Below are 12,204 nucleotides of genomic sequence, written 5' to 3' on the forward strand. Positions count from 1 at the left end.
TTGAGTGTCCGGGCATTGGCGGTTTTCAGCCGTCGGGCGAGGGTGCCGAAGGTCTGTTGCCGCTTTTTGCAGCGCTGCATCAGCGAGCCGGCGGGTAATCGGTGGGGCTTGTGGACTACGCTGAGCTTGCTTGAGTGTCTTGAGCGGGTGCGGGTCAGCGCTCCTGACCAGTAGGTCGCTTTCAGGACACGATGGGTCGCCTGGGTGCAATCGCCGGACCATGGCGATGGGCAAGCTTCCAGGATGCCCCGGACCCGGTGCGCCAAGACACTTGGCCGGAGAGCAAGAATGGCGACCGAGGATCCACGCCTCCGTGACGTGGCCGGGCGCTGCAGCCGAAGACTCCGGACGGCTACCGCTATGTAGCGATGTCGTTCGAGATGCCGAGGTACGTTTATGTCTGATGACACGCTTCACCTGCCTCTGATTCACAGCGTGTTGGAGCGCGAAAAGGACACTCCCGGTGCCTTGTTGCCCATTCTCCACGCCATTCAGGACGGTTGCGGGTACATCCCCGACACCGCCATCCCCGAGATCGCCCATGCCCTCAACCTCAGCCTGGCTGAAGTGCACGGCGTGATCAGCTTCTACCACGATTTCCGTACCACGCCGCCCGCGCGCCATACCCTGCGCCTGTGCCGGGCCGAGTCCTGCCAGAGCCGGGGCGCCGAAGGCCTGGCCGCGCAGCTGCGCGAACAACTGTTGCTGGACGACCATGGCACCACGGCCGACGGCAGTATCAACCTGCGACCGGTCTATTGCCTGGGGGCCTGCGCCTGTTCGCCGGCCCTGGAACTGGACGGCGAACTGCACGCCCGGATCACCCCCGAGCGCCTGCGCCAGCTGGTGAGTGGCTGCCTGGAGGATGGCGCATGCTGAAGCTCTATATCCCCCGCGATTCGGTGGCCCGTGCCGTGGGCGCGGACAAGGTGGCCGTTGCGCTGGTGCGTGAGGCCGAGCGTCGACAATTGCCGTTGGAGCTGTGCCGCACCAGTTCCCGTGGCCTTTATTGGCTGGAGCCGCTGCTGGAAGTGGACAGCGCCGACGGCCGCCTGGGTTTCGGCCCCCTCACTCCGGAGGACGTGCCGAGCCTGCTCGACGCCCTGGCGGGCGACCCCGGCAGCCATCCGTTGGCCCTGGGGCCGGTGGAGCAGATCCCTTATCTGCAGAGCCAGCAGCGCCTGCTGTTCGCTCGGGCCGGCATCACTCAACCGCTGTCCCTGGACGACTACCGCGCCCAGGGCGGTTTCCAGGGCCTGGCCCGGGCCATCCAGATGGAGGGCGCGCAGGTGGTCGCCAGCGTGCTCGACTCCGGCCTGCGCGGCCGGGGGGGCGCGGCCTTTCCGGCGGGGATCAAGTGGCGCACCGTGCGCGAAGCGGCGGGTGCCCAGAAATACGTGGTCTGTAACGCCGATGAAGGCGACTCCGGCACCTTCGCCGACCGCATGCTGATGGAAGGCGATCCCTTCCTGCTGATCGAAGGCATGATCATCGCCGGCATCGCGGTGGGGGCCAGCAAGGGCTATATCTACGTGCGCTCGGAATACCCGGACGCCATCGGCACCCTGAACGAGGCCCTGCGCATCGCCCGCGAGGCCGGTTACCTGGGGGCGAACGTCGGCGGTAGCGGCCGCCCCTTCGACCTGGACGTGCGGGTCGGGGCCGGCGCCTACATCTGCGGTGAGGAAACGGCGCTGCTGGAATCCCTCGAGGGCAAGCGCGGCACGGTTCGCGCCAAGCCGCCGCTGCCGGCCCTGCAGGGCCTGTTCGGCTTGCCAACGCTGGTGCACAACGTGCTGACCCTGGCTTCGGTGCCGATCATCCTGGAGAAGGGCGCGCAGTTCTATCGCGACTTCGGCATGGGGCGTTCCCTGGGCACCATGCCGTTCCAGCTGGCCGGCAACGTCCGCCAGGCGGGCCTGGTGGAACGCGCCTTCGGCCTGAGCCTGCGTGAGCTGGTGGAAGGTTATGGCGGGGGTACCGCCAGCGGCCGGCCATTGAAGGCGGCGCAAGTGGGCGGGCCGCTGGGGGCCTGGGTGCCCCCCGCGCAGTTCGATACGCCGCTGGACTACGAAGCGTTCGCCGCCATGGGCGCGATGCTCGGCCACGGTGGCGTGGTGGTCGCCGACGACAGCCTGGACATGGCCCACATGGCCCGTTTCGCCTTGCAGTTCTGCGCCGAGGAGTCCTGCGGCAAGTGCACGCCGTGCCGGATCGGCTCGACCCGTGGAGTGGAGGTGGTGGACCGCTTGATCGCCAGCACCGACGCCGCGGCCCGTGAGGAACAGGCGCTGCTGCTGCAAGACCTTTGCGACACCCTGCAATACGGCTCGCTCTGTGCCCTGGGCGGGATGACTTCCTACCCTGTCGCCAGCGCCCTCAAGCACTTTCCCGCCGACTTCGGTCTGGCGACCACGGAGGCCGACCAATGATCAATATCTTCGACCCTACCAGTGATATCGACCTCGGCACCCCGGCCCGCGAAAGCGAGGTACAGGTCAGCCTGACCATCGACGGCCGGGAAATCAGTGTTGCCTCCGGCACCTCGGTGATGCGCGCCGCGGCGTTGCTCGGCACCACTATCCCCAAACTCTGCGCCACCGACAGCCTGGAAGCCTTTGGCTCCTGCCGCATGTGCCTGGTGGAGATCGAGGGCATGCGCGGCTATCCGGCCTCCTGCACTACGCCTGTGACCGAGGGCATGGTCGTCCACACCCAGACTTCCAAGCTCGCCAGCCTGCGGCGCAACGTGATGGAGCTGTATATCTCCGACCACCCGCTGGACTGCCTGACCTGCTCGGCCAACGGCAATTGCGAGTTGCAGACGGTGGCGGGGCAGGTGGGCCTGCGGGAAGTGCGCTACGGCTATGAGGGCGCCAACCACCTGGACGAACAGAAGGATGTCTCCAACCCCTATTTCGACTACGACCCGAGCAAGTGCATCGTCTGCAACCGCTGCGTGCGTGCCTGCGAGGAAACCCAGGGTACCTTCGCCCTGACCATCAGCGGGCGCGGCTTCGATTCCCGGGTGGCGGCGGCCGGCGGCGACAATTTCCTCGACTCCGAGTGCGTGTCCTGCGGCGCCTGCGTGCAGGCCTGCCCGACCGCCACCCTGATGGAAAAGAGCGTGGTGGAAATCGGCCAGCCCGAGCGCAGCGTCATCACCACCTGCGCCTACTGTGGCGTGGGCTGCTCCTTCCGCGCGGAAATGAAAGGCGAGCAGCTGGTGCGCATGGTCCCGGACAAGAACGGCCAGGCCAATCACGGCCATTCCTGCGTCAAGGGCCGCTTCGCCTGGGGCTACGCCACCCACCCGGACCGCATCACCAAGCCGATGATCCGCAAGCACATCAGCGATCCGTGGCAGGAAGTCAGCTGGGAAGAGGCGGTCACCTACGCGGCCAGCGAGTTGCGCCGCATCCAGCTGAAATACGGGCGCGACTCCATCGGCGGCATCACCTCCAGCCGTTGCACCAACGAAGAGACCTACCTGGTGCAGAAGCTGGTGCGCACCGCCTTTGGCAACAACAACGTCGACACCTGCGCCCGGGTCTGCCATTCGCCCACCGGCTACGGCCTCAAGCAGACGCTGGGCGAATCCGCCGGCACCCAGAGTTTCGACTCGGTGATGCAGGCCGACGTCATCCTGGTGATGGGCGCCAACCCCACCGACGCGCACCCGGTATTCGGCTCCCAGCTCAAGCGCCGCCTGCGCCAGGGCGCGCGGCTGATCGTCATCGATCCGCGGCGCATCGACCTGGTGGATTCGCCCCATGCCCGCGCCGACCTGCATTTGCAGCTGCGTCCGGGCACCAACGTGGCGATGCTCAACGCATTGGCTCATGTGATTGTCACCGAGGGCCTGGTCAACCAGCCTTTCGTCGATCAGCGCTGCGAAGCGGCGGACTTCGCCCGCTGGCGCGATTTCGTCAGCCTGGCGGAGAATTCCCCCGAGGTCCTGGGGCCGATTTGCGGGGTGCCGGCCAAACAGATCCGCGACGCCGCGCGGCTTTACGCCACCGGCGGCAACGCAGCCATCTACTACGGCCTGGGCGTCACCGAGCACAGCCAGGGCAGCACCTCGGTGATGGGCATCGCCAACCTGGCGATGGTCACCGGCAACATCGGCCGCGAGGGTGTCGGGGTCAACCCGCTGCGCGGGCAGAACAACGTCCAGGGCTCCTGCGACATGGGGTCCTTCCCCCACGAGTTGCCTGGCTATCGGCATATCTCCAACGAGGCGGTGCGCGCCGAGTTCGAACAGGCCTGGAACGTGACCCTGCAACCCGACCCGGGCCTGCGCATCCCCAATATGTTCGAGGCGGCCCTGGACGGCACCTTCAAGGCGCTCTACTGCCAGGGCGAGGACATCGCCCAGAGCGACCCCAACACCCAGCACGTGACCGCCGCCCTGACGGCCATGGAGTGCGTGGTGGTGCAGGACATCTTCCTCAACGAGACGGCCAAGTTCGCCCATGTGTTCCTGCCGGGCAGCTCCTTCCTCGAGAAGGACGGCACCTTCACCAACGCCGAGCGCCGTATCTCGCGGGTGCGCAAGGTGATGGAGCCGCTGGCCGGCAAGGCCGACTGGGAGGCCACCATCGCCCTGGCCGAGGCCCTGGGCTACAAAATGCAGTACAACCACCCATCAGAGATCATGGATGAGATCGCGCGCCTGACGCCGACCTTCCACCGCGTCAGCTACACCGAGCTGGACCGGCACGGCAGCCTGCAATGGCCGTGCAACGATGCCGCGCCGGACGGCACGCCGACCATGCACATCGATGAGTTCGTGCGCGGCAAGGGCCGCTTCATGCTCACCGGCTACGTGCCCACCGAGGAGAAGGTCAACAGCCGCTACCCGTTGCTGCTGACCACCGGGCGCATCCTCAGCCAGTACAACGTCGGCGCCCAGACCCGGCGCACCGACAACGTGGCCTGGCACGAGGAGGATCGCCTGGAAATCCACCCGACCGACGCCGAGAACCGCGGCATCGTCGATGGCGACTGGGTCGGCATCGGCAGTCGCGCCGGGCAGACAGTGCTGCGGGCCAAGGTCAGCGAGCGGGTGGCGCCGGGGGTGGTCTACACCACCTTCCACTTCCCGGAATCGGGCGCCAACGTGATCACCACCGACAACTCCGACTGGGCCACCAACTGCCCGGAATACAAGGTGACGGCGGTAGAGGTGGTGCGGGTCAACCAGCCTTCCGAATGGCAGAAGCGTTATCAGGCGTTCAGTGATGAACAGGGGCGCCTGCTGCGGGAGCGTCGTCACGCCGAGAAAGCCGAGGTGCGCCGATGAGCAGCGAAAGCCTGATCAAGATGGCCAACCAGATTGCCCAGTTCTTCGCCAGCGAACCGGACAAGGCCCAGGCAGCGCGTAGCGTGCGCCAGCACCTGAAAAGCTTCTGGACGCCGGCCATGCGCAGAGAGTTGACCGCCTGGGAGGTGACACACCCCGGCGCGGTGCTGCACCCCCTGGTGCAGGCGGCGTTGAAGGAAGAGGAAACGCAAGGGCAGACCTAGCGTTTGCCGATGGCGGGCACACCTTGAACCGGACCGCCTCGTTGCAGCTAACCAGAAGCCAGGGCCTTGCCCTGGCTTCTGTGTTTGATGGGCACACCTGCTGTCTTCAGGGGCATGCCGATGGGGATGATGATCCGCGCGCCCGGCACGCAGGCCAGCCGAAACCCGGGGCCAGCGCTTGCCACAGATCAATGAAACGTTACGCCCGACCCCGCAAAACCGCGCTCCAGACATCTGCACCGGCAAACCGTTCCTCAGCTAAGTCTTTGCTTCTGGTGAGTAATCCCGGACAATCGCGCCCCTGTTTCGGCAAGGGCTCTGTCTGTCGGGTACTCCGACGCGCCCTGGCCGAGTGGCAAATGACCGGAATGTGGAGATCCCACCGGATGAATGATCAGGCCAACAGCGTTGATCAACGCTTTGAAGCGGCAGCCCCAGCGACCCTAGCTAGCTGGAATCGCCAAGACACTACCTGGATGCTGGGCCTGTTCGGCACCGCCATCGGCGCGGGCACCCTGTTTTTACCGATCAACGCCGGCCTGGGTGGCTTCTGGCCGCTGCTGGTCCTGGCGCTGCTGGCCTTTCCAATGACCTTCTTCGCCCACCGTGGCCTGACCCGCTTCGTGCTTTCCGGGCGTGACGGCGCGGACATCACCGAAGTGGTGGAGGAGCATTTCGGGATCAAGGCCGGCGCCCTGATCACCTTGCTGTACTTCTTCGCCATCTTCCCGATCCTGCTGATCTATAGCGTGGCCCTGACCAACACCGTGGGCAGCTTCATGGAGCACCAGCTGCACATCATGCCGCCGCCGCGCGCCGTGCTGTCGCTGGTGCTGATCCTCGGCCTGCTGGCCGTGGTGCGCTGCGGCGAGCAGGTGATCGTCAAGGCCATGAGCCTGATGGTCTACCCGTTCATCGTCGCCTTGCTGTTCCTCGCGGTGTTCCTGATTCCGCACTGGAACGGCGGCATCCTCAGCACCGCCAGTACCCTGCCTGAACCTTCGGCGTTCCTGCACACCCTGTGGCTGGCGATCCCGGTCATGGTGTTCTCGTTCAACCACTCGCCGATCATCTCGGCCTTCGCCGTGGACCAGAAGCGCCGGTATGGCGCCCATGCCGAAGAGCGCAGCTCGCAGATCCTGTCCCGCGCCCACCTGTTGATGGTGGCGATGGTGCTGTTCTTCGTCTTCAGCTGCGTGCTGACCCTGTCGCCGGCCCAACTGGCCGAAGCCAAGGCGCAGAACCTGTCGATCCTGTCGTACCTGGCCAACCACTTCAGCAACCCGACCATCGCTTTTGCCGCGCCGTTGATCGCGTTTGTGGCCATCGCCAAGTCGTTCCTGGGCCACTACATCGGCGCCAGCGAAGGCCTCAAGGGGCTGATCGTGAAAAGCGGCCGCCGTCCAGGCGCCAAGGCCCTGGACCGCATGACTGCGGCCTTCATGCTGGTGGTGTGCTGGATAGTCGCCACGCTCAACCCGAGCATCCTCGGGATGATCGAAACCCTGGGCGGCCCGATCATCGCGGCCATCCTGTTCCTGATGCCGATGTACGCCATCCGCAAGGTGCCGGCCATGGCCCGCTACCGCGGCCAGGCCTCCAACGTGTTCGTCACCCTGGTCGGCCTGGTGGCCATCACCGCGCTGGTCTACTCCCTGAGCGCCTGACCCGCCGGCGGCCCACCGCGCGTTGGCGGTGGGTTGCCGCGCAGAAATGCCTGATTCAGCGAAGCCACGGCCGCTGACTGCGTATAAAGCGCGGCGCGGCCGTTTTTCTGGTAGGCCGCAAAGTCCAGGGCCAGCAAGTGGTCGCGGTTGACCCGTTGTGGCTGGCCGAGCCGGCTCAGCGCCACGCCATGGCGCAGGAAATAACGCTCCAGCGCCGGCGTGGTCACCGCCACCACCGAGTTCGCCCCCAGGGTCCAGGCGGTGTGCAGGGTGTGCCAGAACACCCGCATCGGCAGCTTGCCGCCTTCCAGCGCCGAGGCGGCGAAACGCGAGATTTCCCAGGTGTCGTGCTGCCGTGGCAAGGGCCGGTCGCAGAGAAAACCGAACACGTCCGCCAGCAGATAGGGCTGGGTGGTCGGTAGCAGCCGGGCGCAGCCATGGACCTTTTCCTCGCTGTCCAGTGCCAGGGTGTAGCGGGTGTCGGCGTGGTCGAACTGATCGAGTTCCTGTCCGCATTGGCTGGCGCTGGAGGGCAGTCGCCAACCCAATTGCTTGATGAAGACCGCATGGCGATAGCGGCCGAGGTCGTCGCGCAGGGCCGGCGAAAGCTGGCTTTCATGCCGTGAAATCACAGTGATCATGGGGCGATATCCTTATCGTCGGGTGAAGCGTCAGATCAGCCCCAGGACGGCGGCGTAGGCGGCGGCCAGGGTCTTGTTGGCCGCGCCGAATTTCTTCTGGATGACCTTGAGGTGGAAGTTCACGGTATTCACCGAGATACCCAGGATCAGGGCGATCTCCCCGGAACTCTTGCCGTCGGCCGTCCATTGCAGGATTTCCCGCTCGCGCGCGCTCAGTTCCAGCTGTTCGGCCTGGCTGCTGGGGTGCCCGAGTTCGCCGAGGCGCACGGTCGCCAGTTCGATGATGCAGCGCAGGCGCAGGCGGATTTCTTCCAGTTCCACGGCGCTGATCGCCGTGCATTCACGGGCCACCGACAACACGCTCAGGGCGCTGTCGGGCGTGTGGATGGGCAAGGTGGCGCCCACCCGCAAGCCCCATTCCCGGGCCTCGCCCCACAACACCGAGCCTTTGCCGAACAAGGCGTCGCTCCAGACCACCATTTCCGTGGAGCGCAGGCCGTTGAGGATCGTCGGGTCGATCGCGGCGTAGTTCTGTTGCTGGTAACGCTCCACCCAGGCTTGCGGATAAGAGCCATAGATGTCGATTTTCGGGCGGGTGAAGGGGATCGAATGCCTGACTCCGTAAGCGTAAAAATCAAACCCCAGGGACCGGACCTCCCGTTCCAGCAGCGCAAAGACCTGTGCGCTCTCCTGTTGCTTGAGCATCTCCATGCGCAGGTCGTTCCACCAGTGCATGAAATCCTGTCGTTTCTCCATGGCGTTCGCCTTGATTCCTTGCACGTCAGGGAATCTAGTCCAGGGCAATACGCTGTCAACATTCATGAAATTCATAGAAAACCCCGCAGTTGCCCTGATCCGGCGCCCGGCACCAGGCCATCTGGGTGCGGGGCCGGCAATTGGGGCGGTGGTAGGCGTGGAGGGGGCTCATGGCCAAGGCTGGCCTGCGGTGCTATGTCACTGTGTGGCGGGGTGCCGCAAAGGCACTGGCCAGGCCGATAAGGGCAAAAGACGTCCCCGGCAAAACCGCTGGCGAGCATGCGCATAACTCTTTTCCTTGAGTGTTCTGGCCGTCTCTGGCCAAGGGGCAGGGGACAGCTTCAGGCAAAGCGCAGGCGGGTGATGGGTTCCACAGCGGTGGCTGGCTTGCGGGCTGCGCGGGCGCTCGGCAGCAACGGGGCGAGCAGGGCGCGATGCACGCTGTCGGCGGCGGTTCTCGATTCCAGGTCGAGAAAATGCCCGCAGTCCTCGATCACCGCGAAGCGGCAATCGCGCACATGAGTCTTGCGCTGCGGGTCGTTGCCCGGTTGTTCGACGTGCCCTGGGTAGTCGTTGAACGCGTTCTCGATCACACAATGGTTACGCCACATAGCACACCTCCATTTGTTGCTTTTGACGGGGCGAAAGAATCCGCGGCAGCTGAGATCCAGCTGTCGTGCGCGGAATGTTTTTATAGTCGTGTGAGCGCTTCGAACGATCGGCGCGGGTTGACATCTGTCATCCCAAGGCCGTGGCAAGCAGGCAGCGTTCGACATTCGGGCGAGCGTCGGGCGCCGTTGGCAGTGGCGTGATTTTTAGCAAGGGCGGGGGAGGGCTAACAACTACCAGATCTGGTAGGTAAAGACGCCTGGCGTTCTGCCGCCAGAGCGACTAGCGAGCGGATCGCAGGGATAAAAAAACGCCGCGTATCGTCGTGGGATACGCGGCGTTCTTCATTGCCTTGCAGCCTTAGGCTTGAACCACCGGAATCTTGGCGTTCGCGGCAGCCTCACGGAACTCGGCGATCTGGTCGAAGCTCAGGTAGCGGTACACGTCCGCGGCCATGCTGTCGATCTTGCCGGCGTATTCCATGTACTCCTCGACGGTCGGCAGGCGACCCAGGATCGACGCAACGGACGCCAGCTCGGCCGAAGCCAGGTAGACGTTCGCGCCGTCACCCAGACGGTTCGGGAAGTTACGGGTCGAAGTCGAAACCACGGTGGAGTTCGGTTCGACGCGGGCCTGGTTACCCATGCACAGCGAGCAGCCCGGCATTTCCATGCGCGCGCCAGCCTTGCCGTAGATGCCGTAGTAGCCTTCTTCGGTCAGCTGGTGAGCGTCCATCTTGGTCGGCGGCGACAGCCACAGACGGGTTGGCAGCTGGCCCTTGACCTGATCCAGCAGCTTGCCGGCAGCGCGGAAGTGACCGATGTTGGTCATGCAGGAACCGATGAACACTTCGTCGATCTTCTCGCCAGCGACGCTGGAGAGCAGGCGAGCGTCGTCCGGATCGTTCGGCGCGCAGAGCACAGGCTCCTTGACGTCGGCCAGGTCGATCTCGATGACTTCGGCGTACTCGGCGTCCTTGTCGGCTTCCAGCAGCTCAGGGTTGGCCAGCCAGGCTTCCATCGCCTGGGCGCGACGCTCCAGGGTACGGGCATCGCCGTAGCCTTCGCCGATCATCCAGCGCAGCAGGGTAATGTTCGACTGCAGGTATTCGGCGATCGACTCTTTGGACAGCTTGATGGTGCAACCGGCAGCCGAACGTTCGGCCGAGGCGTCGGACAGTTCGAAGGCTTGCTCGACGGTCAGGGTTTCCAGACCTTCGATCTCCAGGATGCGGCCGGAGAAGGCGTTCTTCTTGCCTTTCTTCTCGACGGTCAGCAGGCCTTTCTGGATCGCGTAGTAAGGGATGGCATGAACCAGGTCACGCAGGGTGACGCCGGGCTGCAGCTTGCCCTTGAAACGGACCAGGATCGATTCCGGCATGTCCAGCGGCATGACGCCAGTGGCGGCGGCGAAGGCCACCAGGCCGGAACCGGCCGGGAACGAGATGCCGATCGGGAAACGGGTGTGGGAGTCGCCACCGGTGCCGACGGTGTCTGGCAGCAGCATGCGGTTCAGCCAGCTGTGGATGATGCCGTCGCCCGGACGCAGGGACACGCCGCCACGGGTCATGATGAAGTCAGGCAGGGTGTGGTGGGTGGTGACGTCGATCGGCTTCGGATAGGCCGCGGTGTGGCAGAACGACTGCATCACCAGATCGGTGGAGAAGCCCAGGCAAGCCAGGTCCTTCAGTTCGTCACGGGTCATCGGGCCAGTGGTGTCCTGGGAGCCGACGGTGGTCATCTTCGGTTCGCAGTAGGTGCCTGGACGCACGCCAGTCACGCCGCACGCCTTGCCGACCATTTTCTGCGCCAGGGTGAAGCCCTTGGTGCTTTCGGCCGGCGCTTCCGGCTTCTTGAACAGGTCCGAAGGTGGCAGGCCCAGTTCGGTACGGGCCTTCTCGGTCAGGCCACGGCCGATGATCAGCGGGATACGGCCGCCGGCACGGACTTCGTCGAGCAGGACCGGGGTCTTCATTTCGAAGGTGGCCAGGACTTCGTCGCTGTTGTGCTTGGTGACTTTACCGGCGTGCGGGTACAGGTCGATCACGTCGCCCATGTTCATCTTCGACACGTCGAATTCGATCGGCAGGGCGCCGGCGTCTTCCATGGTGTTGTAGAAGATCGGTGCGATCTTGCTGCCGAAGCAGAAACCGCCTGCGCGCTTGTTCGGCACGTAAGGAACGTCGTCGCCGAAGAACCACAGCACGGAGTTGGTTGCCGATTTACGGGACGAACCGGTGCCGACTACGTCGCCGACGTAGGCGATCGGGAAGCCCTGGCCGCGCATTTCCTCGATCTGCTTCATCGGGCCGGTCTTGCCTTGCTCGTCCGGAACGATGCCGTCACGGGCCATTTTCAGCATCGCCAGGGCGTGCAGCGGGATGTCAGGACGGGACCAGGCATCCGGGGCAGGGGACAGGTCGTCGGTGTTGGTTTCGCCCGTTACCTTGAACACGCGCAGGCTGATCTTGTCGGCCAGTACCGGGCGGTTCTTGAACCACTCGCCGTCGGCCCAGGATTGCAGTACGCCCTGGGCGTGAACGTTGCCGTTCTTGGCTTTTTCCGCGACGTCGTGGAAGGCATCGAACATCAGCAGGGTGTGCTTGAGCTGTGCGGCCGCGACCGGCGCCAGCTCGGCGTCGTCCAGCAGCTCGACCAGGGTCACGATGTTGTAGCCGCCCTGCATGGTGCCCAGCAGTTCAACGGCGCGCTTCTTGTCCAGCAGAGGGGATTTGGCTTCGCCTTTGGCCAGCGCGGAGAGGAAACCGGCCTTCACATAGGCGGCTTCGTCGACTCCTGGCGGAACGCGATTGGTGATCAGGTCAACGAGGAAGGCTTCTTCGCCAGCGGGGGGATTCTTCAGCAGCTCGACCAGGCCTGCAGTTTGTTCGGCGTTTAGCGGCTGGGGAACGATACCCAGGGCTGCACGCTCTTCGATATGTTTGCGGTAGGCTTCAAGCACAGTATTACCCTCATCAGTGGTCCCAAATGGGTGTCCGGGAC

The 12,204-nt window shown here is 64.8% G+C and carries 9 protein-coding genes; 5 read left to right on the top strand and 4 right to left on the bottom strand.

Annotated elements, in window-relative coordinates; genetic code table 11:
- Nucleotides 1-396: 396 nt before the first annotated feature.
- The 5 genes from AC07VU_RS20885 (at nucleotide 397) to AC07VU_RS20905 (ending at nucleotide 7,196) form a co-directional block, all read left to right on the top strand.
- A complete protein-coding gene (locus AC07VU_RS20885) occupies nucleotides 397-879 on the top strand; it encodes a formate dehydrogenase subunit gamma (RefSeq protein WP_038579753.1) in 483 nt (160 codons plus the stop codon).
- Nucleotides 873-2,432 carry a formate dehydrogenase beta subunit gene (locus AC07VU_RS20890; RefSeq protein WP_495030385.1) on the top strand — a complete coding sequence of 520 codons (1,560 nt, stop codon included), beginning with the start codon at nucleotides 873-875 and terminating at the stop codon, nucleotides 2,430-2,432. The genes AC07VU_RS20885 and AC07VU_RS20890 overlap by 7 nt, the downstream gene beginning before the upstream one ends.
- Nucleotides 2,429-5,305 (top strand): formate dehydrogenase subunit alpha, encoded by a 2,877-nt coding sequence (gene fdhF, locus AC07VU_RS20895; protein WP_495030386.1) that lies wholly within the window; start codon nucleotides 2,429-2,431, stop codon nucleotides 5,303-5,305. The genes AC07VU_RS20890 and fdhF overlap by 4 nt, the downstream gene beginning before the upstream one ends.
- Nucleotides 5,302-5,529, top strand: a complete 228-nt coding sequence (locus AC07VU_RS20900) for a formate dehydrogenase subunit delta (protein WP_274306507.1) — start codon at nucleotides 5,302-5,304, stop codon at nucleotides 5,527-5,529. The genes fdhF and AC07VU_RS20900 overlap by 4 nt, the downstream gene beginning before the upstream one ends.
- Nucleotides 5,530-5,915: 386 nt before the next feature.
- Nucleotides 5,916-7,196, top strand: a complete 1,281-nt coding sequence (locus AC07VU_RS20905) for a serine/threonine transporter (protein WP_007923872.1) — start codon at nucleotides 5,916-5,918, stop codon at nucleotides 7,194-7,196.
- On the opposite strand, the gene AC07VU_RS20910 is transcribed toward AC07VU_RS20905, so the two are convergent.
- The 4 genes from AC07VU_RS20910 to acnB form a co-directional block, all read right to left on the bottom strand.
- The gene (locus AC07VU_RS20910) at nucleotides 7,178-7,837 is read right to left on the bottom strand and encodes an acyl-homoserine-lactone synthase (RefSeq protein ID WP_277588531.1); all 660 of its coding nucleotides are present in this window, start codon (nucleotides 7,835-7,837) and stop codon (nucleotides 7,178-7,180) included. The two genes, AC07VU_RS20905 and AC07VU_RS20910, sit on opposite strands and share 19 nt — an antisense overlap.
- A gap of 30 nt (nucleotides 7,838-7,867) precedes the next feature.
- On the bottom strand, nucleotides 7,868-8,593 hold the full coding sequence (locus AC07VU_RS20915) for an autoinducer binding domain-containing protein (protein ID WP_087087868.1): 726 nt from the start codon (nucleotides 8,591-8,593) through the stop codon (nucleotides 7,868-7,870).
- 341 nt (nucleotides 8,594-8,934) lie between these two features.
- Nucleotides 8,935-9,204: a hypothetical protein gene (locus AC07VU_RS20920; RefSeq protein WP_495030387.1), complete on the bottom strand. Its 270-nt coding sequence runs from the start codon at nucleotides 9,202-9,204 to the stop codon at nucleotides 8,935-8,937.
- A gap of 358 nt (nucleotides 9,205-9,562) precedes the next feature.
- On the bottom strand, nucleotides 9,563-12,163 hold the full coding sequence (gene acnB, locus AC07VU_RS20925) for a bifunctional aconitate hydratase 2/2-methylisocitrate dehydratase (RefSeq protein ID WP_007923866.1): 2,601 nt from the start codon (nucleotides 12,161-12,163) through the stop codon (nucleotides 9,563-9,565).
- Nucleotides 12,164-12,204: the final 41 nt, after the last annotated feature.

The organism is Pseudomonas sp. GW821-FHT02B10, assembly GCF_059421865.1.

Bases quoted from the DNA above. Each gene is read 5' to 3' on its own strand.
- AC07VU_RS20885 (WP_038579753.1), top strand. From the start codon at position 397: ATGTCTGATGACACGCTTCACCTGCCTCTGATTCACAGCGTGTTGGAG.
- AC07VU_RS20890 (WP_495030385.1), top strand. From the start codon at position 873: ATGCTGAAGCTCTATATCCCCCGCGATTCGGTGGCCCGTGCCGTGGGC.
- fdhF (WP_495030386.1), top strand. From the start codon at position 2,429: ATGATCAATATCTTCGACCCTACCAGTGATATCGACCTCGGCACCCCG.
- AC07VU_RS20900 (WP_274306507.1), top strand. From the start codon at position 5,302: ATGAGCAGCGAAAGCCTGATCAAGATGGCCAACCAGATTGCCCAGTTC.
- AC07VU_RS20905 (WP_007923872.1), top strand. From the start codon at position 5,916: ATGAATGATCAGGCCAACAGCGTTGATCAACGCTTTGAAGCGGCAGCC.
- AC07VU_RS20910 (WP_277588531.1), bottom strand. From the start codon at position 7,837: ATGATCACTGTGATTTCACGGCATGAAAGCCAGCTTTCGCCGGCCCTG.
- AC07VU_RS20915 (WP_087087868.1), bottom strand. From the start codon at position 8,593: ATGGAGAAACGACAGGATTTCATGCACTGGTGGAACGACCTGCGCATG.
- AC07VU_RS20920 (WP_495030387.1), bottom strand. From the start codon at position 9,204: ATGTGGCGTAACCATTGTGTGATCGAGAACGCGTTCAACGACTACCCA.